This window comes from Streptomyces sp. NRRL S-646, from assembly GCF_000720765.1.
Classification (GTDB): domain Bacteria; phylum Actinomycetota; class Actinomycetes; order Streptomycetales; family Streptomycetaceae; genus Streptomyces.
In genome coordinates this window covers 120807-142319 of the sequence record NZ_JODC01000019.1, presented here as the reverse complement: position 1 = coordinate 142319, position 21513 = coordinate 120807, and the positions used below count along the sequence as shown (strand labels likewise).

General features: G+C 68.2%; 20 protein-coding genes. 15 read left to right on the top strand and 5 right to left on the bottom strand.

Annotated features, from left to right (window positions below):
• The 4 genes from IH68_RS0140140 to IH68_RS0140125 all read left to right on the top strand — a co-directional run.
• A partial coding sequence (locus IH68_RS0140140) for a vitamin B12 dependent-methionine synthase activation domain-containing protein (protein ID WP_030946021.1) occupies positions 1-831 on the top strand: 831 nt, incomplete at its 5' end.
• 197 nt (positions 832-1028) lie between these two features.
• Positions 1029-1724 carry an HAD family hydrolase gene (locus tag IH68_RS0140135; protein WP_030946017.1) on the top strand — a complete coding sequence of 232 codons (696 nt, stop codon included), beginning with the start codon at positions 1029-1031 and terminating at the stop codon, positions 1722-1724.
• 463 nt (positions 1725-2187) lie between these two features.
• Positions 2188-3792: an ABC transporter substrate-binding protein gene (locus IH68_RS0140130; protein WP_030946014.1), complete on the top strand. Its 1605-nt coding sequence runs from the start codon at positions 2188-2190 to the stop codon at positions 3790-3792.
• Positions 3793-3860: 68 nt separating this feature from the next.
• Entirely contained in the window at positions 3861-5441 is a 1581-nt protein-coding gene (locus IH68_RS0140125; RefSeq protein WP_030946012.1) for an ABC transporter substrate-binding protein, read from the top strand.
• Positions 5442-5510: 69 nt separating this feature from the next.
• Here the strand turns inward: IH68_RS0140125 and IH68_RS0140120 are convergent, their stop codons facing one another.
• The 3 genes from IH68_RS0140120 to IH68_RS0140110 are packed head-to-tail and all read right to left on the bottom strand — an operon-like array spanning position 5511 to position 7404.
• On the bottom strand, positions 5511-6182 hold the full coding sequence (locus tag IH68_RS0140120; protein ID WP_030946009.1) for a response regulator: 672 nt from the start codon (positions 6180-6182) through the stop codon (positions 5511-5513).
• A 14-nt stretch (positions 6183-6196) separates the two neighbouring features.
• On the bottom strand, positions 6197-6466 hold the full coding sequence (locus tag IH68_RS57385; protein ID WP_199931974.1) for a hypothetical protein: 270 nt from the start codon (positions 6464-6466) through the stop codon (positions 6197-6199).
• On the bottom strand, positions 6463-7404 hold the full coding sequence (locus tag IH68_RS0140110; RefSeq protein ID WP_037886050.1) for a RecB family exonuclease: 942 nt from the start codon (positions 7402-7404) through the stop codon (positions 6463-6465). The genes IH68_RS57385 and IH68_RS0140110 overlap by 4 nt, the downstream gene beginning before the upstream one ends.
• 174 nt (positions 7405-7578) lie before the next feature.
• Between IH68_RS0140110 and IH68_RS0140105 the strand changes: the two genes are divergently transcribed.
• The 3 genes from IH68_RS0140105 (at position 7579) to IH68_RS0140095 (ending at position 10802) form a co-directional block, all read left to right on the top strand.
• On the top strand, positions 7579-9045 hold the full coding sequence (locus tag IH68_RS0140105) for a site-2 protease family protein (protein WP_030946003.1): 1467 nt from the start codon (positions 7579-7581) through the stop codon (positions 9043-9045).
• 59 nt (positions 9046-9104) lie between these two features.
• The gene (locus tag IH68_RS0140100; protein ID WP_030945999.1) at positions 9105-10004 is read left to right on the top strand and encodes a tRNA (adenine-N1)-methyltransferase; all 900 of its coding nucleotides are present in this window, start codon (positions 9105-9107) and stop codon (positions 10002-10004) included.
• Between the two features lie 222 nt (positions 10005-10226).
• Positions 10227-10802, top strand: coding sequence for a hypothetical protein (locus IH68_RS0140095; RefSeq protein ID WP_030945996.1), 576 nt, complete (start codon positions 10227-10229; stop codon positions 10800-10802).
• A 58-nt stretch (positions 10803-10860) separates the two neighbouring features.
• Here IH68_RS0140095 and IH68_RS0140090 read toward each other — a convergent pair whose 3' ends face one another.
• Positions 10861-11166 carry a ferredoxin gene (locus tag IH68_RS0140090; protein WP_030945994.1) on the bottom strand — a complete coding sequence of 102 codons (306 nt, stop codon included), beginning with the start codon at positions 11164-11166 and terminating at the stop codon, positions 10861-10863.
• Positions 11167-11411: 245 nt separating this feature from the next.
• On the opposite strand from IH68_RS0140090, the gene arc reads away from it, so the two are divergent.
• From arc to prcA, 6 genes are all read left to right on the top strand, one after another.
• Positions 11412-13178: a proteasome ATPase gene (arc, locus tag IH68_RS0140085; protein ID WP_030945991.1), complete on the top strand. Its 1767-nt coding sequence runs from the start codon at positions 11412-11414 to the stop codon at positions 13176-13178.
• Between the two features lie 245 nt (positions 13179-13423).
• Positions 13424-14935: a depupylase/deamidase Dop gene (gene dop / locus IH68_RS0140080; protein WP_420719031.1), complete on the top strand. Its 1512-nt coding sequence runs from the start codon at positions 13424-13426 to the stop codon at positions 14933-14935.
• Between the two features lie 157 nt (positions 14936-15092).
• Entirely contained in the window at positions 15093-15308 is a 216-nt protein-coding gene (locus IH68_RS0140075) for a ubiquitin-like protein Pup (RefSeq protein WP_030606474.1), read from the top strand.
• A gap of 33 nt (positions 15309-15341) precedes the next feature.
• Positions 15342-15935: an endonuclease VII domain-containing protein gene (locus IH68_RS54200; RefSeq protein WP_030945983.1), complete on the top strand. Its 594-nt coding sequence runs from the start codon at positions 15342-15344 to the stop codon at positions 15933-15935.
• Entirely contained in the window at positions 15887-16732 is an 846-nt protein-coding gene (gene prcB, locus IH68_RS0140065) for a proteasome subunit beta (RefSeq protein WP_030945979.1), read from the top strand. The genes IH68_RS54200 and prcB overlap by 49 nt, the downstream gene beginning before the upstream one ends.
• Positions 16733-16793: 61 nt before the next feature.
• Positions 16794-17546, top strand: coding sequence for a proteasome subunit alpha (gene prcA / locus IH68_RS0140060; RefSeq protein ID WP_030945975.1), 753 nt, complete (start codon positions 16794-16796; stop codon positions 17544-17546).
• Positions 17547-17611: 65 nt separating this feature from the next.
• On the opposite strand, the gene IH68_RS0140055 is transcribed toward prcA, so the two are convergent.
• Positions 17612-18628: a LacI family DNA-binding transcriptional regulator gene (locus IH68_RS0140055; protein ID WP_030945973.1), complete on the bottom strand. Its 1017-nt coding sequence runs from the start codon at positions 18626-18628 to the stop codon at positions 17612-17614.
• Between the two features lie 158 nt (positions 18629-18786).
• Between IH68_RS0140055 and IH68_RS0140050 the strand changes: the two genes are divergently transcribed.
• Together IH68_RS0140050 and pafA are read left to right on the top strand one after the other, a co-directional pair.
• Positions 18787-20046, top strand: a complete 1260-nt coding sequence (locus IH68_RS0140050; protein ID WP_030945971.1) for an MFS transporter — start codon at positions 18787-18789, stop codon at positions 20044-20046.
• 9 nt (positions 20047-20055) lie between these two features.
• Complete coding sequence (gene pafA / locus IH68_RS0140045) at positions 20056-21417, top strand: Pup--protein ligase (protein ID WP_030945968.1); 1362 nt, start codon at positions 20056-20058, stop codon at positions 21415-21417.
• Positions 21418-21513: the final 96 nt, after the last annotated feature.

Genomic DNA, 21513 nt, shown 5'->3' with positions numbered 1-21513 from the left:
GGCCACGTCCGCTCCGACGTCGCCACCGACAACCCCCTCCCCACCCCGCCCTTCTGGGGCACCCGCGTCATCAAGGGCATCCAGCTCAAGGAGTACGCGAGCTGGCTGGACGAGGGCGCCCTGTTCAAGGGCCAGTGGGGGCTGAAGCAGGCCCGCACCGGTGAGGGACCGACGTACGAGGAGCTCGTCGACACCGAGGGCCGGCCCCGGCTGCGCGGCCTGCTGGACCGGCTCCAGACCGACAACCTGCTGGAAGCGGCCGTGGTCCACGGCTACTTCCCGTGCGTCTCCAAGGACGACGACCTGATCATCCTCGACGAGGCCGGCAACGAGCGCACCCGCTTCACCTTCCCGCGCCAGCGCCGCGGCCGCCGGCTGTGCCTCGCGGACTTCTTCCGGCCGGAGGAGGCGGGGGAGACCGACGTCGTCGGTCTGCAGGTCGTCACCGTCGGCTCGCGCATCGGCGAGGAGACGGCCCGCATGTTCGAGGCCAACGCCTACCGCGACTACCTGGAGCTGCACGGCCTGTCCGTCCAGCTGGCCGAGGCCCTCGCCGAGTACTGGCACGCGCGCGTGCGATCGGAGCTGGGCTTCGCCGGAGAGGATCCCGCCGAGATCGAGGACATGTTCGCCCTGAAGTACCGCGGCGCCCGCTTCTCCCTCGGCTACGGCGCCTGCCCCGACCTGGAGGACCGCGCCAAGATCGCCGACCTGCTCCAGCCGGAGCGCATCGGCGTCCACCTCTCCGAGGAGTTCCAGCTCCACCCGGAGCAGTCCACCGACGCGATCGTGATCCACCACCCCGAGGCGAAGTACTTCAACGCCCGCTGAAAAGTCCGTCGGGGAAACCCGCTCGACGGCACATCGGCGCACCTCAGAGCGGCCCCCGGCGGTATGCACGATGTGCCCCGGACCACGCCGGATAAACGAGGCGCTTCGGCCGCGACAGTCGTACACTGGTCGGTCCACAGCAGGCCGGTTCCCCACCCGGGAACCGGCCTGCTCGCCCCTCAAGGAGGTGCGCCAGGATGACCAGTACGGTCCCCGCGCTCGGAACCCGTACGGCCGAAGGCTCAGCCCTGCAGGCCGTACTCCTCGACATGGACGGAACCCTCGTGGACACCGAGGGGTTCTGGTGGGACGTCGAGGTCGAGGTCTTCGCCGGCCTCGGCCACACCCTCGACGACACCTGGCGCCATGTCGTGGTCGGCGGACCCATGACCCGCAGCGCGGGGTTCCTGATCGAGGCCACCGGCGCCGACATCGACCTCGCCGAGCTCACGGTGCTGCTCAACCAGGGCTTCGAGGACCGCATCGAACGCGCCCTGCCGCTGATGCCGGGCGCCGCCAGGCTGCTGGCCGAGCTCTCCGAGTACGAGATCCCCACCGCCCTGGTCTCCGCCTCCCACCGGCGCATCATCGACCGTGTGCTCACCTCGCTCGGCCCCCAGCACTTCGCCCTGTCGGTGGCCGGCGACGAGGTGCCGCGCACCAAGCCGCACCCCGACCCGTATCTGACCGCGGCCGCCGGACTCGGCGTGGACCCGGCCAGATGCGCGGTCGTCGAGGACACCGCCACCGGTGTCGCGTCGGCCGAGGCCGCGGGCTGCCACGTGGTCGCCGTGCCCTCCGTGGCCCCCATCGCACCCGCCGCCCGGCGCACCGTCGTCACCTCCCTCGAAGACGTCGACCTGGCATTTCTGCGCGGACTGATCACCCTCTGATCGCCTTATGATCGCCACTCGATGACGGAAATGCGCTGAGCGTTCACCCAGCGTGCAGCGCCGATAGGACATGAATTCCCGGGGCTGGTGTGCGAGGGAATTCGAAGAGCGGCGGACGGCCGAATTACGGGACTGATCGCTGCCGTGGGGGATGTGAGGTTCCCCACTCATGCGGGCCTCGACAGGCCCTGCAAGCTGTGCTCTTCGCCCCTTTTCGGAGCGCGAGGAAGTGCCCTTGTGTCCCGATTGATGGAACGCTGCACGAATCCTTCCCGGGTCGGGTTTTCGGTCTGTCCGCAGCCGGTTTCGCTGCGTGATGGGGGCTCAACTCCGGTGACTGCGAACCGTCGTGCTGGTGCGGACTAACCTCGACGCGAGAACCATCGCCTCTACCCCCGTGATCCGCCGCGACACCCCTGCATGCCGGATACACGGACCTGAACAGCTCTGGAGAAACACGAGCATGAACCGCAAGACTTTGGTGCTGCCGGCCGTGGTCGGCCTGCTCGCACCCGTGCTCGCCGCGTGTGGCAGTTCCGACAGCAGCGGCAGCAGCGGGGACGCGATCGCCGTCGGCACCACGGACCGGTTCACCGCCACGAAGGACGCACCCGCGCCGCTCGATCCGGCGTACGCGTACGACGTCGGCACCTGGAACATCCTGCGCCAGACCGTGCAGACCCTGATGATCCAGCCGAAGGGCGAGGGCGACCCCGTGCCCGAGGCCGCGCAGAGCTGCGGCTTCACCGACTCGGGCAACGAGCGCTACGCCTGCACCCTGCGCGACGGCCTGAAGTTCTCCAACGGCGACAAGATCACCGCGGCCGACGTGAAGTACTCCATCGACCGCGCCCGCGCCATCAAGGCCGACTCCGGCGTCTCCGCACTGCTGAACACCATCGACACCGTCGAGACGCAGGGCGACAACCAGGTCATCTTCCACCTCAAGACCGCGGACGCCACCTTCCCGTACAAGCTGTCCACTCCGGTCGCGGGCATCATCAACCCCGACGACTACGAGAAGAACAAGCTGCGCGACGGCTTCGACGTCGACGGATCCGGCCCGTACACCCTCTCGGCCGACGTCAAGAACGACGAGATCGTCAAGGCGACGTTCACCAAGAACCCCAACTACAAGGGGACGCTGAAGGTGAACAACTCCAAGGTCGACATGATCTCTTACGCGGACGCCGACGCGATGGGCAAGGCCCTGGACAAGGGTGACATCGACGTCATGACCCGCTCCATGGCGCCGGAGCAGATCCAGAAGCTGTCCGCCGGCACGGACACGAACGAGGACCTGGTCGAGATGGCGGGTCTGGAGATCCGCTACCTCGCCTTCAACACCAACGCGCCGACCGTGAAGAACAAGGCCGTCCGCCAGGCCATGGCCCAGCTGATCAACCGCGGCGAGATCGTCGCCAAGGTGTACGGCACCCAGGCCGAGCCGCTCTACTCGCTGGTCCCGGCGAGCATCACCGGCCACTCCAACTCGTTCTTCAACAAGTACGGCGATCCGAGCACCGCCAAGGCCAAGGCCCTGCTGACCGCCGCCAACATCAGCACCCCGGTCAAGCTGACGCTGCACTACACGACCGACCACTACGGCTCGGCCACCAAGAAGGAATTCGAGGTCCTTCAGAAGCAGCTCAACGACAGCGGACTGTTCGACGTCACCATCAAGGGCTCGCCCTGGACGACGTTCGTCCCGGCCGAGCGCAAGGGCCAGTACGACGTGTGGGGCATGGGCTGGTTCCCGGACTTCCCGGACGCCGACAACTACCTCGCGCCGTTCCTCGACACGGACAACTTCCTCAAGTTGCCCTACCACAACAGCAAGATCATCAACACGCTGATCCCGGCGTCCCGCCGGGAGGCCGACCGCATCGCGGCCTCCTCCAACCTGACCGAGATCCAGGACATCGTCGCCGACGACGTCCCGATCCTGCCACTGTGGCAGGGCAAGCAGTACGTCGCCGCCCGCGGCGACGTCACGGGGACCGCGTACGCGCTCAACTCCTCCTCGACCCTTCAGCTGTGGGAGCTCGGCCGTGGCGTGAGCGGCTGATCTCTCTCGTCCCCGGGGCCCGGGGAGTGTGGCCCCGGGGTTCCGAACCCGACGAGAAGGCACAAGCAGTGAACATGCGTAACCAGTGGCCAGTCCTGCCCGTAGTGGCGGGGCTGGCCTCCGGCCTGTTGACCGGCTGCGGAACGGGCAGCTCAGACCCCGGGGGGACCGGCTCGTCCATCGTCATGGGAATGTCGGACGACGTCCTGGCCACCGACCCCGCCTCCGGTTACGACCCGGGTTCCTGGCTGTTGTTCAACAACGTCTTCCAGTCGCTGCTCAGTTTCCCCGACGGAGGCACGGAGCCCGAGCCGGAGGCCGCCAAGTCGTGCGTCTTCACCGACGCGTCCACCAAGGTCTACCGGTGCACGCTCAAGGACGGCCTCAAGTTCAGCAACGGTGACCCGCTCACCTCAGAGGACGTCAAGTTCTCCTTCGACCGCATGCTCAAGATCAACGACGCCGCCGGTCCGGCCATCATGTTCCCCATGCTGGACAAGGTCGAGGCGCCGGACGCCAAGACCGTCGTCTTCCGGCTCAAGGTGCCCGACGCCACCTTCCCGAGCAAGATCGCCTCCGGTGCGGGCTCCATCGTCGACCACACCCAGTACGACGCGAAGGGCCTGCGCAAGGACGGCAAGGCCGTCGGCTCCGGCCCGTACACACTGGACTCGTTCGGCGACGACCAGGCCGTCTTCTCGGTCAACGACCACTACAAGGGCAACGCGAAGGTGAAGAACTCCGGCGTGACGCTGAAGTTCTTCCACGGCAACCCGTCCGCCCTGAAGAAGGCACTGCTCGACAACAAGATCGACATCGCCTACCGGGGCCTCAGCGCGGGCGACATCGCCGACATCCAGAACGCCGACAACAACTCCGAGGCCGAGGTCGTCGAGGGCAGCAGCGCCGAGGTCCAGCACCTCGTCTTCAACATGAAGGACCCGGTCGCCGGAAAGCTCGGCGTGCGCAAGGCCATCGCCTACCTGCTCGACCGCGACGCCCTCATCAAGGACGTCTACCAGGGCACGGCCACCCCGCTGTACTCGATCATCCCGGCGGGCATCGCCGGCCACAACACGGCCTTCTTCGACACCTACGGCGCCAGCCCCTCACCGGCCAAGGCCGCCGCCGCCCTGAGGAACGAGGGCATCACCGGCAAGGTCAAGCTGACCCTCTGGTCCACCCCCTCGCGCTACGGCCCGGCAACCGACCAGGAGCTCAAGGCGATCGCCAAACAGCTCAACGCCAGCGGCCTCTTCGCCGCCGACGTGAAGTCCGTCGCCTTCGACCAGTACGAGAAGGACATCGCCAAGGGCAAGTACGGCGTGTACGTGAAGGGCTGGGTGCCCGACTACCCGGACGCCGACAACTTCACGGCCCCCTTCTTCGGCCGGGGCAACGTGCTGAGCAACCACTACAGCAACAGCACGATCACCGGCACCCTCATCCCGCGCACCGCCGCCGAGAGCGACCGCGCAGCGACCGACAACGACTTCGGCAGGCTGCAGGACATCGTCGCCGACCAGCTGCCCGTCCTCCCGGTCTGGCAGGCCAAGCAGTACGCGGTCACCCGCCAGAACGTCTACGGCCTCGAGTACTGCCTCGACGCCTCGACGGTCTTCCGCTTCTGGGAACTCAGCAAGGGCTGAGCGACGGCCCCATGCAGACGAAGGGCGCCCTCCGTGAGAGAGAGCGCCCTTCGTGTCGTACAGCTGCCGCTACTGCGCGCCGGGACGCACCAGCCCGCTCTCGTACGCATACACCGCGGCCTGCACCCGGTCCCGCAGCCCCAGCTTCGTCAGCACGTGTCCGACGTGCGTCTTGACGGTGGTCTCGCTGACGAACAGATCGGCGGCGATCTCGGCGTTGGACAGCCCGCGCGCCACCAGCTTCAGTACCTCCACCTCGCGATCGGTCAGCGTGTGCAGCGTGTCCGGCACGGGCTCGTCCCCGGAGGGCAGATGAGTGGCGTACTTGTCGAGCAGCCGCCGGGTGATGCTCGGCGCCAGCATGGCCTCACCGCCGGCCACCACGCGGATCGCCTGCACCAGCTCATTGGCCGGCGCATCCTTCAGCAGAAAGCCGCTGGCACCCGCCCGCAGCGCCTCGACCACGTACTCGTCGAGGTCGAACGTGGTCAGCACCAGCACCTTCGCCGGGCCGTCCCGCCCGGGCCCGGTGATCTGCCGGGTCGCCTCCACCCCGTCCATGCGAGGCATACGGATGTCCATCAGGACCACATCGGGCTGCAGCGCCCGCACCTGGTCGAGAGCCTGGAGGCCGTCTCCGGCCTCGCCGACGACCGCAAGGTCCTGCTCGGCCTCCAGAATCATCCGGAAGCCGGTACGCAGCAGCGGCTGGTCGTCGACCAGTAGGACGCGGATGGCCACGTAAGTCTCCTTCGCTAGTCCGGCCCCATTCTGCCCTGCGAGACGCCCGCGGACTCGGCCGCCCTCAGAGCAGGCGAACAAACCCCCGCCTCCCCGGCGACGCCGGGCACGTACCACGGCGCCGCGGTGGGCGCGACCGAGGAGACCGACGGGCTCGGCGAGGGCGAGGCCGATCGGTCGGCGTCGCGGCTCGTCGAGGAGCCCTCGTCGCGGCCGTCGGCGCTGCCGGGCAGGCCGCCCCACCGCACCGCCGGTCCCCGCCTCCGGGCGACCGGCAGGCTCATCCGCCGGCTGTGACCGGCAGCGGATACGGCGGGGGAGTACCGCCGAATTCCGGGCAGTGCGCCTGGTGGTCGCACCAGCCGCACAGCTTGGTGGGGCGCGGGCGCCAGTCCCCCGACTCCGTCGCCTGCCGGATCGCCTCCCACAGCGCCAGCAGCTTGCGCTCGACACGCTCCAGGTCGGCGAGGACGGGGTCGTAGGTCAACACGTCCCCACTGCCGAGATACACGAGCTGCAGCCGCCTCGGCACCACGTTCTTCAGACGCCACACCACCAGGGCGTAGAACTTCATCTGGAACAGAGCCCCTTCGGCGTACTCCGGCCGCGGCGCCTTGCCCGTCTTGTAGTCGACGATCCGCACCTCGCCCGTGGACGCCACGTCCACCCGGTCGATGATTCCGCGCAGCATCAGCCCCGAGTCCAGCTCCGCCTGCACGAACAGCTCCCGCTCGGCCGGCTCCAGCCGGGTCGGGTCCTCCAGCGTGAACCATCGCTCGACGAGCTGCTCCGCCTCGCCCAACCAGCGCGCCAGCCGCTCGCCCTGCGGATCGTCCTCGAACAGCTCCAGCACTTCCGGCCGGGTCTCCCGCAGCCGGTCCCACTGCCCGGGGATCAGGGACTTGGCGCGCGGCGCGGTCCGCTCCGCGGCCGGGGCGTCGAAGAGCCGCTCCAGCACCGCATGCACCAGCGTGCCCCGGGTCGCCGCCTCGCTCGGCTTCTCGGGCAGCCGGTCGATGACGCGGAACCGGTAGAGCAGAGGGCACTGCATGAAGTCACTGGCCCGCGAGGGCGACAGACTGGCGGGCGCTATGGCGAGGCGCGGGCTCGTGCCCGCCGCGTCGACCGGCGGCGCTGCCGCCGGCTCCACCGTCACCGGCGCATCCGCCTGCGCCATGTCGCTGCTGGGGGCCTGAGCCGCGCCCTCCGTACTCGTCTCCATGCCCCAGACCATACGGCCCGCCACTGACAGTGACCCGCCCGCGGCCGTGACAGCTGTGACGCCTGGGGAAAGAGAGGGGGTGCCGGGGCGGAACGCCTCCCGACGGCCGCATACCATCGACCCGAGACCCTTCCGCCCGGCAGGCGCGGAAGACGCTTCGAACGAGGGGACATCGTGGACGAGAGCGGCGGGAGCGGGCAGCCGCGGTCCGGCACCGACGAGCCGGCCGAGCACCACGCAGGGTCAGCGGCCCCGGCCGCCCCCGCGCCCACCCCGGCCCACGACCAGCCCCCGACGGCCGCCGAGGACAACCCCACGCCGGACAACGGCACGGACACCCCGGACACCGGCGAGCACGAAAGCCGATCCACCGCAGGCGACGCACCCGCCCCGGAAACGAGCCCCGCCGCAGCGAACAGCCCCGCGGACGACCGCACCTTCGCCCACTCCGGCACCGCCAAGAACCGCCCGCCCAAGCGCCCCCGGGAACCCGGGGGCGGCCTCCTCATGGGCCGCCCCTTCGGCGTGCCCGTGTACGTAGCGCCCAGCTGGTTCCTCGTCGCAGCCCTGATCACCTGGGTCTTCGGCGGCCAGCTCGACCGCGTCCTGCCCGAACTCGGCGCCGCCCGCTACCTCGTCTCCCTCTTCTTCGCCGTCGCCTTCTACGCCTCCGTCCTCGTCCACGAACTCGCCCACACCGTCGCCGCCCTCCGTTTCCAACTCCCCGTCCGCCGCATCCAGCTCCAGTTCTTCGGCGGCGTCTCCGAGATCGAGAAGGAAGCCGAGACCCCCGGCCGCGAATTCGTCCTCGCCTTCGTCGGCCCCCTCCTCTCCCTCGTCCTCGCAGGCCTCTTCTACGTCGCCCTCCAGCCCGTCGAGCCCGGCACCGTCCCCGGCGTCCTGCTCGCCGGCCTGATGATCTCCAACCTCATCGTGGCCGCCTTCAACCTCCTGCCCGGCCTGCCCCTCGACGGCGGCCGCATGCTCCGCGCCGTCGTCTGGAAGATCACCGGCAAGCCCATGAACGGCACCATCGCCGCCGCCTGGGTCGGCCGCGCCCTCGCCGTCTCCGTCCTCATCGGCCTCCCGCTGCTCACCCAGTCCGGCGCCCTCGGCACCACCGCCGAGGACAGCGTCGGCATGGACACCGTCACCGACGCCCTGCTCGCCGCCATCCTCGCCGCCATCATCTGGACCGGCGCCGGCAACAGCCTCCGCATGGCCCGCCTCAGGGAACACCTGCCGGAACTACGCGCCCGCAACCTCACCCGCCGCGCCGTCCCCGTCGAGAACGACACCCCCCTGTCCGAAGCACTGCGCCGCGCCAACGCCGCCGGCGCCCGCGCCCTCGTCGTCGTCGACCCCGAAGGCAACCCCCTCTCCCTCGTCCGCGAGGCCGCCATCGTCGGCGTACCCGAACACCGCCGCCCCTGGGTCGCCGTCAGCGGCCTCGCCCAGGACCTCACCGACGGCATGCGCATCTCAGCAGAACTCGCCGGCGAAGACCTCCTCGACGTCCTGCGCGCCACCCCCGCCACCGAATACCTGGTGGTCGAGGAGACCGGCGAGATCTACGGCGTCCTGTCCGCGGCGGACGTGGAACGCGCCTTCGTGAAGGCCATGGCCAGGCCCTCCTCCTAGACGGCCGGGCCCTCCTCCCAGTGGTCGGCGGCCCCCTCAAACCCCGGTAGTCTGTTCACATGTCCGAACCGACCGGTGCCGCCCGCAGGCGCGGGCCCTTCAAGGTCGGGGACCAGGTTCAGCTGACCGACCCCAAGGGCCGCCACTACACGTTCACGCTCGAAGCCGGGAAGAACTTCCACACCCACAAGGGTTCCTTCCCGCACGACGAACTGATCGGCGCTCCCGAGGGCAGCGTTGTCCGCACCACCGGGAACGTCGCCTACCTCGCGCTGCGCCCCCTGCTCCCCGACTACGTCCTGTCCATGCCCCGCGGGGCCGCCGTCGTCTACCCCAAGGACGCCGGGCACATCCTCGCCTTCGCCGACATCTTCCCCGGCGCCCGCGTCGTCGAGGCCGGCGTCGGCTCCGGCTCGCTCAGCAGCTTCCTGCTGCGCGCCATCGGCGACCAGGGCATGCTGCACAGCTACGAGCGCCGCGAGGACTTCGCCGAGATCGCCCAGCAGAACGTCGAGCGCTACTTCGGCGGCCCCCACCCCGCCTGGCAGCTCACCGTCGGCGACCTCCAGGACAACCTGTCCGACACCGACGTCGACCGCGTCATCCTCGACATGCTCGCCCCCTGGGAGTGCCTGGAGGCCGTCTCCAAGGCACTCGTCCCCGGCGGCATCCTGTGCTGCTACGTCGCCACCACCACCCAGCTCGCCCGGACCGTCGAGTCCATCCGCGAGATCGGTTCCTTCAACGAGCCGACCTCCTGGGAGACGATGATCCGCAACTGGCACGTGGAAGGCCTCGCCGTCCGCCCGGACCACCGCATGATCGGCCACACCGGCTTCCTGCTCACCGCCCGCCGCCTCGCCGACGGCGTCGAGCCCCCCATGCGCCGCCGCCGCCCCGCCAAGGGCGCCTACGGCGAGGACTACACCGGCCCCAACGCCGACGGAGGCGGCCGCTGACACGGCCGCACACCACACCCAACGAAGAGGCGCTGCCGCCGAGTTCCCGGACATCATCCGCAACTCGACCGCAGCGCCCTTCTGTTGACACCACGCCACAAACCGAACAAAACCGGCACTGCGCATTCGAGGAACCGAACACCCCGCCGTTCCCCCGCACTGTGACGTGTGGCACGATGCAGGCCACCCCCACCGGCACAGCCCTCACAGGAGACACTCCTAGTGCAGCAATCCGCCGTCCCGGAACTGGCACACACGCACACCCGCCCCATCCACTGGGTCGCCACCGCCACGGCCGTTTCAGGCGTCATGGCCCTCTCCTCGCTCCTGCAGCCCAACTCCGCGACAGCAGCCCAGACAGCCCACCCCCGGGCCAGGACCGCCCACACGGCGACCGCGCCCAGCACCACAGGAGTCGACTTCCCCATCACCTGCGGGCCGGTCAAAGCAGTCGTACAGAAAAAAGCCACCGGAGACCTCGACGGCGACGGAAACCCCGAAACCGTGGCCGTCGTGCACTGCGACGCCCCCATGGGCACCCCGCCCGACGGCGTCTACGTCCTCACACGCGCCGCGGACGGCGGCAAGCCACGCGTGGTGGCGACCCTGCTCGCCCCCAAGACCGGCGACACCGTCAGTGACTTCGCCGTACGCGACGGAGCAGTCCTCGCCACACTCCTCGGCTACTCGTCCGACGACGTCCCCCGCTGCTGCCCCGACGTCACCGACAGCGCGAAGTGGCAGTGGAAGAACGGCGCGTTCACCCGCTCCACACCCGCCGGAGCACACACCGTCTGACCCGCGCAACCCCCGCGTGTGAGATATCAGACAGCAGTAACAGGCAGTACCCGACAGGTCACTCCGCGTCCGGACCGTAGACCTCGACCCTGTCCGAAACGCGACGCACATGGATGCACTCGCCCGGACACTCCTTCGCCGAATCCACCACATCCGTGAGAAGCGGCAGCGGCACGGGCGTTGCAGCCCCCTTGGCCTGCAACAACTCGTCCTCCGCACCCTTCACATAGGCCAGCCCGTCGATGTCCAGCTCGAACACCTCCGGCGCGTACTGGGCGCAGATCCCGTCGCCGGTACACAGGTCCTGATCGATCCAGACCTCCAGCGCCTCACCGCCGACCACGGCCTCCTGCTGCACGCTCATGTCTCCTGCCGTAAAGGTGCCGAGCCCAACCGGGAATCCGGCCAGCTCTGACGGGTGTTGAACACTTCGACCCTACCTCCGGCGGCTTCCCAATCATGTTCGGTGGGTATTCCCCTGGCGTGAGGGAGAGCGCAAGGGTGAAGATCGGACACACCCCGACAGTCTTTGTGATCTAGGGGTTTCAATCGACACCCACCCAGGTAGGGTCTGGAAGCGTCCAGCTCCCCTTGGAGGAGGTGAGGACCGTGGCAGCCCACGACGACGACATGAACCGCGGCATCCGCCCGGGACGAGGGTCCGACGACCCGGCCGGGCAGATTGCCTACCTTGAGCAGGAGATCGCCGTCCTGCGACGCAAGCTCGCCGACTCTCCGCGACACACGAGGATTCTCGAAGAGCGGATCGTCGAGCTGCAGACCAACCTGGCCGGCGTGTCCGCCCAGAACGAGCGACTCGCCAACACGCTCCGTGAGGCCCGCGACCAGATCGTGGCCCTCAAGGAAGAGGTCGACCGGCTCGCACAGCCACCGGCCGGCTTCGGAGTCTTCCTCACGGCGAACGAGGACGGCACGGCCGACATCTTCACCGGAGGCCGCAAACTCCGCGTGAACGTCAGCCCCAGCGTCGACCTCGAAGAGCTGAGGCGCGGCCAGGAAGTAATGCTCAACGAAGCGCTCAACGTGGTCGAGGCCATGGAGTTCGAGCGCGTCGGGGACATCGTCACCCTCAAGGAGATCCTCGAGGACGGCGAACGCGCCCTGGTGCTCGGGCACACCGATGAGGAGCGGGTGGTACGGCTCGCCGAGCCACTGCTGGACGTGAACATCCGCCCCGGTGACGCCCTGCTGCTCGAACCCCGTTCCGGCTATGTCTACGAGATCGTTCCCAAGAGCGAGGTCGAGGAACTCGTCCTCGAAGAGGTCCCCGACATCGGCTACGAGCAGATCGGCGGCCTCGGCGGCCAGATCGAAGCCATCCGCGACGCGGTCGAGCTGCCGTACCTCTACCCGGACCTGTTCAAGGAGCACGAACTGCGCCCGCCCAAGGGCGTCCTGCTCTACGGGCCACCCGGATGCGGAAAGACACTCATCGCCAAGGCCGTCGCCAACTCGCTGGCCAAGAAGGTCGCCGAGGTCACCGGCCAGGCCGCCGGCAAGAGCTTCTTCCTCAACATCAAGGGCCCCGAGCTCCTCAACAAGTACGTCGGTGAGACCGAGCGGCAGATCCGCCTCGTCTTCCAGCGTGCGAGGGAGAAGGCCAGCGAGGGCACACCCGTCATCGTCTTCTTCGACGAGATGGAATCCCTCTTCCGCACCCGAGGCTCCGGTGTCAGCTCGGACGTCGAGAACACGATCGTCCCGCAGCTGCTCGCCGAGATCGACGGTGTCGAAGGCCTGCAGAACGTGGTCGTCATCGGCGCCTCCAACCGCGAGGACATGATCGACCCCGCCATCCTGCGCCCCGGCCGTCTCGACGTGAAGATCAAAATCGAGCGTCCCGACGCCGAGGCCGCCAAGGACATCTTCGGCAAGTACCTCACCGAACGCCTCCCCCTGCACGCCGACGACGTCGGCGAGCACGGCGGCAACAAGACGACCACCGTCGAGAGCATGATCCAGACGGCCGTCGAGCACATGTACGCGGAATCCGAGGAGAACCGCTTCCTGGAGGTCACCTACGCCAACGGTGACAAGGAAGTCCTCTACTTCAAGGACTTCAACTCCGGCGCCATGATCGAAAACATCGTCGGCCGCGCCAAGAAGATGGCGATCAAGGACTTCCTCGACCACAACGCAAAGGGTCTCCGCGTCTCCCACCTCCTCCAGGCCTGCGTGGACGAGTTCAAGGAGAACGAAGACCTGCCCAACACCACCAACCCGGACGACTGGGCCCGAATCTCCGGAAAGAAGGGCGAACGGATCGTCTACATCCGCACCCTCATCACCGGAAAGCAGGGCGCCGACACCGGACGCTCCATCGACACGGTGGCGAACACCGGTCAGTACCTGTAAAAAACAGGGCGGCTGCGGGTGCCCTCACCGGGTACCCGCAGTCGACTGTTTTTCAGGCCAAGACCGCAACAAGAGGCGCGCAAGGCAATGACGCAAATGATCTCCCCACCAGCGCAAAGCCGTTCTAGGCTCTTCGGTACCGCCGAGTCGCGCAGTGCGGGGACGGGCACCGCACACGCACCGGAGCGCCAGCGGTACTTGAGCGCCGCCCCCGACCGAGGGCAGCGCCGGGCAAGGAGGGCCGCATGACCGTACGGCGAGTAATGGGCATCGAGACGGAGTACGGCATCTCCGTCCCCGGCCACCCCAACGCCAATGCCATGCTCACCTCGTCCCAGATCGTCAACGCCTACGCGGCGGCGATGCACCGGGCCCGCCGGGCCCGCTGGGACTTCGAGGAGGAGAACCCGCTGCGCGACGCGCGAGGCTTCGACCTCGCCCGCGAGGCCGCCGACGCCAGCCAGCTCACCGACGAGGACATCGGCCTCGCCAACGTGATCCTCACCAACGGCGCACGACTCTACGTCGACCACGCACACCCCGAATACAGCTCCCCCGAGGTCACCAACCCCCGCGACGCCGTCCTCTGGGACAAGGCCGGCGAACGCATCATGGCGGAGGCCGCGGAGCGTGCGGCCGCGCTGCCGGGCGCCCAGCCGATCCACCTCTACAAGAACAACACCGACAACAAGGGCGCCTCCTACGGCACACACGAGAACTACCTGATGAAGCGGGAAACCCCCTTCTCGGACATCGTGCGCCACCTCACGCCCTTCTTCGTCTCCCGCCAGGTCGTCACCGGAGCAGGCCGCGTCGGCATCGGCCAGGACGGCCACGAACACGGCTTCCAGCTCAGCCAGCGCGCCGACTACTTCGAGGTCGAGGTCGGCCTCGAAACCACCCTCAAACGCCCCATCATCAACACCCGCGACGAGCCGCACGCCGACGCGGAGAAGTACCGCCGCCTGCACGTCATCATCGGCGACGCGAACCTCTCCGAGATCTCGACCTACCTCAAGCTGGGCACCACCGCCCTGGTGCTGTCGATGATCGAAGACGGCTTCATCGCCGTCGACCTGGCCGTGGACCAGCCCGTCCGCACCCTCCACCAGGTCTCCCACGACCCCACACTCAAGCGCCTCGTCACCCTCCGCAGCGGCCGCACACTCACCGCGGTCCAGCTCCAGATGGAGTACTTCGAGCTCTCCCGCAAATACGTCGAAGAACGCTTCGGCGCGGATGCCGACGACCAGACCAAGGACGTCCTGGCCCGCTGGGAAGACACCCTCAACCGCCTGGAGAACGACCCCATGAGCCTCGCCGGCGAACTCGACTGGGTCGCCAAACGCGAACTCATGGAGGGCTACCGGCGCCGCGACGGTCTCGACTGGGACGCCGCAAAGCTCCACCTCCTCGACCTCCAGTACGCCGACGTACGCCCCGAAAAGGGCCTCTACAACCGTCTCGCGGCCCGCGGCCGCATGAAGCGCCTCCTGGACGAGAACGAGGTCGAGAGGGCCCGTACGAAGCCCCCGGAGGACACCCGCGCCTACTTCCGCGGACGCTGCCTGGAGCAGTACGCGGACGACGTCGCCGCGGCCTCCTGGGACTCCGTGATCTTCGACCTCCCGGGCCGGGACTCCCTCCAACGCGTCCCAACCCTCGAACCGCTTCGCGGAACGCGAAATCACGTCAAGGAACTCCTCGACCGCTGCCGCACAGCGGAAGACCTGGTCAGGGTGCTGTCGGGCGGCTGAGGGAGTACACGGGACCGACCCGTCCCGGCAGGGTGGAAAACCCGACGTCCGGGAATCATCGAGATGGCCCCCGTACGTTGTAGCAACTGCGGGGCCGATGTCAGACCCTGCTTGTAGGGTCTGATCAAGAACGTCGAACCGAGCGGGGTGAGGGGTTATGGCGACCAAGGACACCGGCGGCGGCCAGCAGAAGGCGACGCGCTCCACGGAGGAGGTCGAGGAGGCGCCCGAGGCGCAGGCATCCGAAGACCTCAAGGAGCGCCAGGAGAAGCTGAGCGATGACGTGGACTCCGTCCTGGACGAGATTGACGACGTCCTCGAGGAAAATGCGGAGGACTTCGTTCGGAGTTTCGTTCAGAAGGGCGGCCAGTAACCTTCGAATCGAAGGTGGCGGGGGTATCTGGGCTTGGCAAGCGAAGAACGAGGGAAGCGCTGCTCGCGGTGCAAGGCGTCCAAGCCGCGGGCAGCCTTCGCTGGGAACAAGTCAGCCCGCGATGGGTTGCAGGCCTACTGCCGGGAGTGCTGGGCGGCCTACCACCAGGAGCGGCAACTGGCGAAGGGAAAAAACGTCCGGCCACGAGTGGAGACACCCGAGGGCCACAAGTTCTGCCGGAGCTGCGGGGAGGTCAAGCCCCACAGCGAGTGGCATCGCAATGCGACGGCCTCCGATGGCCTGTCAACGAGTTGCAAGGCGTGCCGGGCAGCCAAGGGCCGTGCGGGACATCTCAAGCGTCAGTACGGGATGACCGAAGCCGAACGGGACGAGATGGTTGCCTCTCAGATGGGGCTCTGCGTGATCTGTCTGAAGGCTCCGGCTGTGCATGTGGATCACTGCCATTCGACGGGTAGGGTCCGTGGCGTACTGTGCTTCAACGGCAATTCGGCCATCGGCAAATTGGGAGACGATCCCGACGCTGCCCGTCGGGTTGCTGCCTACTTGGAAGGATCCACGTGGAAGCCAACACTCGTAGCACCGGGCGTCTACCAGCTGCCTTCCTGACGCCTGGGTCGTCGTCCTTCATGGACTTCCTGTCCGATCATCAGCCGGAGATGCTTCCGGGGAACCGGCAGCTGCCCCCGACGCAGGGTGTGATCGAGGCGCCGCACGGGACGACCATCGTGGGTGTCACGTTCCCGGGTGGTGTCGTGCTGGCCGGTGACCGTCGCGCCACCATGGGCAACGTCATCGCGCAGCGGGACATCGAGAAGGTGTTCCCGGCCGATGAGTACTCGGCGGTGGGTATCGCGGGTACGGCCGGTCTGGCTGTGGAGATGGTCAAGCTGTTCCAGCTGGAGCTGGAGCACTTCGAGAAGGTCGAGGGGGCGCAGCTCTCGTTGGAGGGCAAGGCGAACCGGCTGTCGACCATGATTCGTTCCAACCTGGGCATGGCCATGCAGGGCTTGGCCGTGGTTCCCCTCTTCGCGGGTTTCGACGTGGACCGCGCGAAGGGGCGCATTTTCTCGTATGACGTGACGGGCGGCCGCTCCGAGGAGCATGGGTATGCGGCCACGGGCTCCGGTTCGATCTTTGCGCGCGGTGCCATGAAGAAGCTTTTCCGTGACGACTTGTCCGAGGCCGAGGCCACGACGCTCGTGGTGCAGGCTCTGTATGACGCGGCTGACGACGACTCGGCGACTGGTGGTCCCGATGTCGCCCGCCGGATCTATCCGATCGTGACCGTGATCACCGAGGACGGCTTCCGTCGGCTGACGGAGGACGAGTCCTCCGAGATCGCCCGCTCGATTCTGGCGCGGCGGCTGGAGCAGCCTGACGGTCCGCGGGCCGCTCTGCTGTAGCCGGGTGACCGGCTCTTACGAAGGTGATCGCGTGACTTCGACAGAAAGGGACGGATAACCGGTGTCGACGCCGTTCTATGTCTCACCCCAGCAGGCCATGGCCGACCGGGCGGAGTACGCCCGCAAGGGCATCGCCCGTGGTCGCAGCCTGGTCGTGTTGCAGTATGCCGACGGCATCGTCTTCGTCGGCGAGAACCCGTCCCGTGCGCTGCACAAGTTCAGCGAGATCTATGACCGGATCGGTTTTGCGGCCGCCGGCAAGTACAACGAGTACGAGAATCTGCGGATCGGCGGTGTGCGGTATGCCGATCTTCGTGGTTACACCTATGACCGTGATGACGTGACCGCTCGCGGTCTCGCCAACGTCTATGCGCAGACGCTGGGCACGATCTTTTCCAGTGCGGCCGAGAAGCCGTACGAGGTGGAGTTGGTCGTTGCCGAGGTGGGCGAGACGCCTGAGGGTGACCAGATCTATCGGTTGCCGCATGACGGGTCGATCGTGGACGAGCACGGTTCGGTCGCGGTCGGTGGTAATTCTGAGCAGATCAGTACCTATCTCGATCAGCAGCACCGTGAGGGTATGTCCCTCGCGGAGGGGCTGAAGCTGGCCGTGCAGGCTCTGTCCCGCGATACGAACGGTACGCAGCGGGAGATCCCCGCCGAGCGTCTGGAGGTCGCGGTGCTGGACCGTACGCGTCCGCAGGCCCGGAAGTTCAAGCGGATCGTGGGGCGCCAGCTGGCCCGGCTTCTGGAGGTCGACGGAGCGTCCACCGAGGCCGAGAGCAGCGCGGAGGAGGGCTCGGACGAGGAGTAGTCCGCCTCACCCCCACCCCGCTCCTTGTGTGCCCCGGTCGTCGATGCGGCCGGGGCACAGGGCGTTCAGGAGGGGCTGGGCGGGGCCGTGGAGCCCCGTACGACCAGTTCGACGGGGATGTCGCCCGCCTCGGGCAGACGCCCCTCCAGGACGGCCAGCAGGGCTTTCATGCCGTGCTCGCCGAAGAGCTCGGCATCGAGGCGTACGGTCGTCAGTTCGGGGTCGAGGGCGGTGGCGAGGGCGAGGTCGTCGAGGCCGGTGACTGAGATGTCGTCGGGGATGCGCAGGCCGAGGCGGCGGGCTGCCTTGTAGGCGCCGGCGGCGAGTTTGTCGTCGTCGCAGACCAGGGCGGTGGGTCGTGGTCCGGGGGCGGACAGGGCTGCTTCGGCGGCGGTCAGGGCGCCGTCGATGGAGATCGGGGCGCGGGCCGTCCGTAGTGATGTGCCCGGGACGGCGCCGACTCGTGCGGCCAGTTCACGCGCGCGCACCTCGAAGGTCCAGGACGCCACGTCTGCCGCCAGGTGCAGGAAGCGGCGATGGCCCAGGCCCAGCAGGTGTTCGGCGACCTGGCGGACTCCGTCCGTGATGTCGAGGTTCACTGTGGCCGCGCCCAGACTGCCCTGCGGGTCGCTGTCGAGCATCACCAGGGGGAGTTGGTCGCCGCGGATGGCGGTGAGGGCGTCGGCGGCCATGGAGGAGGCGATGACGCCGTCGAGGGCGGCCTGGGCGGAGGCGAAGGGGTCGCGGGCGGGGCCGATGCCTTCGGGGGAGGGGTAGAGGACGACGCCGAAGCCGTGGTCGGCGGCGACGCGGGCGGCGCCTGTGTACACGCCGGCGAAGAATTCCGTCGTCAGTGCCGGGACGACGAGGAGCACGGTGCGGGTGCGGCCCAGGCGGAGGTTGCGGGCGGCGAGGTTGGGCCGGTAGCCGAGGTCGCGGGCGGCCTCTCGTACGCGTTCGGCGGTCGCGGCCGAGACGCGGCCGCGCCATTTGTCGCCGAGTACCAGGGAGACCGCGGCCTGGGAGACGCCGGCGGCCTGGGCGACGTCTCGGCTGGTGGGGCGGGTGCTGCCTGGTGCCACCGTGGGCCTGCTCCTTGTCTTCTGGTCGTTCGCCTCGGGGCGCTCCAGCCCTGCGGCTCACTCCGGTCGTCTGGACTGGTGAACAGCGCACATGGTACGTATGAGAGCGGACGTTATACGTAAAACTTCCGGCGTTGGTCCGGGTGAGGGGAGCGGACATGGCTGCGGGATACGTGGAGATCCTCAGGACCCGGCACGCCGCGCGTCTGCTCGCCGGCACGCTGGTGGGGCGGCTGCCGTGTGCGGTCGCTGCGATCGCGGTCGTGCTGTTCGTGCGGGCGGAGGGCGGAACCTACAGTCTGGCCGGTGGGCTCGCGGCGGTGTACGGGGTCGCCAACGCGGTGGGGCAGCCGTTGCTGGGGCGGCTGGTGGATCTGTACGGGCAGCCGCGTGTTCAGCTGCCCGCCGCGCTCGGCTCTGCCCTTGCCATGTCCGGGTTCGCCTTCGTCGGCATCGATCCGCCGGTGCTCGCGTACACGTGCGTGGCGCTCGCCGGGCTGTTCACTCCGCCCTTGGAGGGCGGTCTGCGGGCGCTGTGGTCCTCGGTGCTGCGCGGCGAGGGGCAGGTGCAGACGGCGTACGCGTTGGATGCCGTCGCCCAGGAAGTCATGTTCACCGTCGGCCCGTTGCTGGTGACGCTGTGCGTGTCGTTGTGGTCGGCTCAGGCGGCGCTGGTGCTCATCAACGTCGTCGGAGTGCTGGGCGCCCTCTCCGTGGTCGTCTCACCGCCCTCGCGCGCGTGGCGTTCGGCGCCGCGGGAGGCGCACTGGCTGGGTGCGTTGCGCTCGCCGGGCCTGCTTGTGCTGCTGGGTGCGTTCCTGGCGGTGGGGATGGCGCTGGGTTCCATTGCGGTCGCGGCCGTGGCGTATGCGGACGGTCATGGTGGGGATGCGGTGTACGGCTGGCTGATGGCGGCGATCGGCCTCGGAGCGCTCGTGGGTGGTACGGCGTACGGAGCGCGGCAGTGGAGTGGTGCGCCGGAGCGGCGACTGCGGGTGCTGGTAGCGCTTCTGGCGGTGTGTTATCTGCCGCTCACTCTGATGCCGGGTCCGGTGGTGATGACGGTGCTTGCGACGGTTGCGGGGCTCTTCCTTGCGCCGTGTCTGGCGTGTGCGTTCGTCCTCGTCGACCGGCATGCGCCGCGTGGCACGGTCACCGAGGCGTTCTCGTGGATTGTGACGACGTTCACGGTGGGTTCCTCGGTGGGAACGGGCCTGGCGGGCCCGGTCGTCGAGTGGGGCGGGGCGGTGTGGGGGTTCGCCGTGCCGGGTGTCGCTGGGGCCGTGTCGCTGCTGGTTCTGCTGGCCACCGGGCGGGTCCTCGCAGCTCCCGCGGGGCGTGCGGTGGTTGCGGCTTCATCGGAAAATGATCCAAACCGTGCCGTCGAACCCCGTTTCAGCTCAGGGGATCGGGCGTAATGTTCAGTCATGGACCGCCGCATTTTCGGGCTGGAGAACGAGTACGGCGTCACGTGTACGTTCAGGGGACAGCGCCGCCTGTCTCCCGACGAGGTGGCGCGGTACCTCTTCCGCCGTGTCGTGTCATGGGGCCGCAGCAGCAATGTCTTTCTGCGAAACGGCGCCCGCCTCTATCTCGACGTGGGCTCACATCCGGAATACGCGACACCGGAATGTGACAACGTGACCGAGCTGGTCACCCACGACAAAGCGGGCGAGCGCATTCTCGAAGGACTCCTGGTGGACGCCGAACGACGCCTGCACGAGGAGGGAATCGCGGGCGACGTCTACCTCTTCAAGAACAACACCGACTCGGCGGGCAACTCCTACGGCTGCCACGAGAACTATCTCGTCGCACGCCACGGGGAGTTCTCCCGGCTCGCGGACATTCTCATCCCGTTCCTCGTCACGAGGCAGCTTCTGTGCGGTGCCGGCAAGGTGCTGCAGACTCCGCGGGGCGCGGTGTACTGCGTCAGTCAGCGGGCCGAGCACATCTGGGAGGGCGTCTCCTCGGCGACGACCCGTTCCAGGCCCATCATCAACACCCGCGACGAGCCGCACGCGGACGCCGAGCGCTACCGTCGCCTGCACGTCATCGTGGGCGACTCGAACATGTCCGAGACGACCATGCTGCTCAAGGTCGGAGCGACCGACCTGGTGCTGCGCATGATCGAGGCGGGCACGGTGATGCGGGACCTGACCCTGGAGAACCCGATCCGGGCGATCCGTGAGGTCAGCCACGACATCACGGGCCGGCGCAAGGTGCGCCTGGCCAGCGGCCGCGAGGCGTCCGCGCTCGAGGTGCAGCGCGAGTACTACGAGAAGGCCGTGGACTTCTGCGAGCGTCGCGGTATCCGCACCGGCATCGTCGAGCAGGTCCTGGAGCTGTGGGGCCGCACGCTGGACGCGATCGAGGCGGAGGACCTCGACCGGATCGGCACCGAGATCGACTGGGTGATGAAGTACAAGCTCATCGAGCGGTACCGGGCCAAGCACAACATGACCATGTCGCATCCGAGGGTCGCGCAGATAGACCTCGCGTACCACGACATTCACCGTCGTCGTGGCCTGTACTACCTGCTCGAGAGGAAGGGTCAAGCGGCGCGGATCTGCAACGACTTGAAGATCTTCGAGGGCAAGTCCGTTCCGCCGCAGACCACTCGGGCCCGGCTGCGCGGTGACTTCATCCGCAGGGCCCAGGAACAGCGCCGGGACTTCACGGTCGACTGGGTCCATCTGAAGCTCAACGACCAGGCGCAGCGCACGGTGTTGTGCAAGGACCCGTTCCGTTCCGTGGACGACCGGGTGGAGAAGCTGATCGCAGGAATGTGAGCTATGTGAACAACGCGTTCCGGTGAAAGGCCGGAACGCAACACGGGCGCCGTACGTTTCCCGTACGGCGCCCTTCTCACGCCGTAGAGTTGCGCG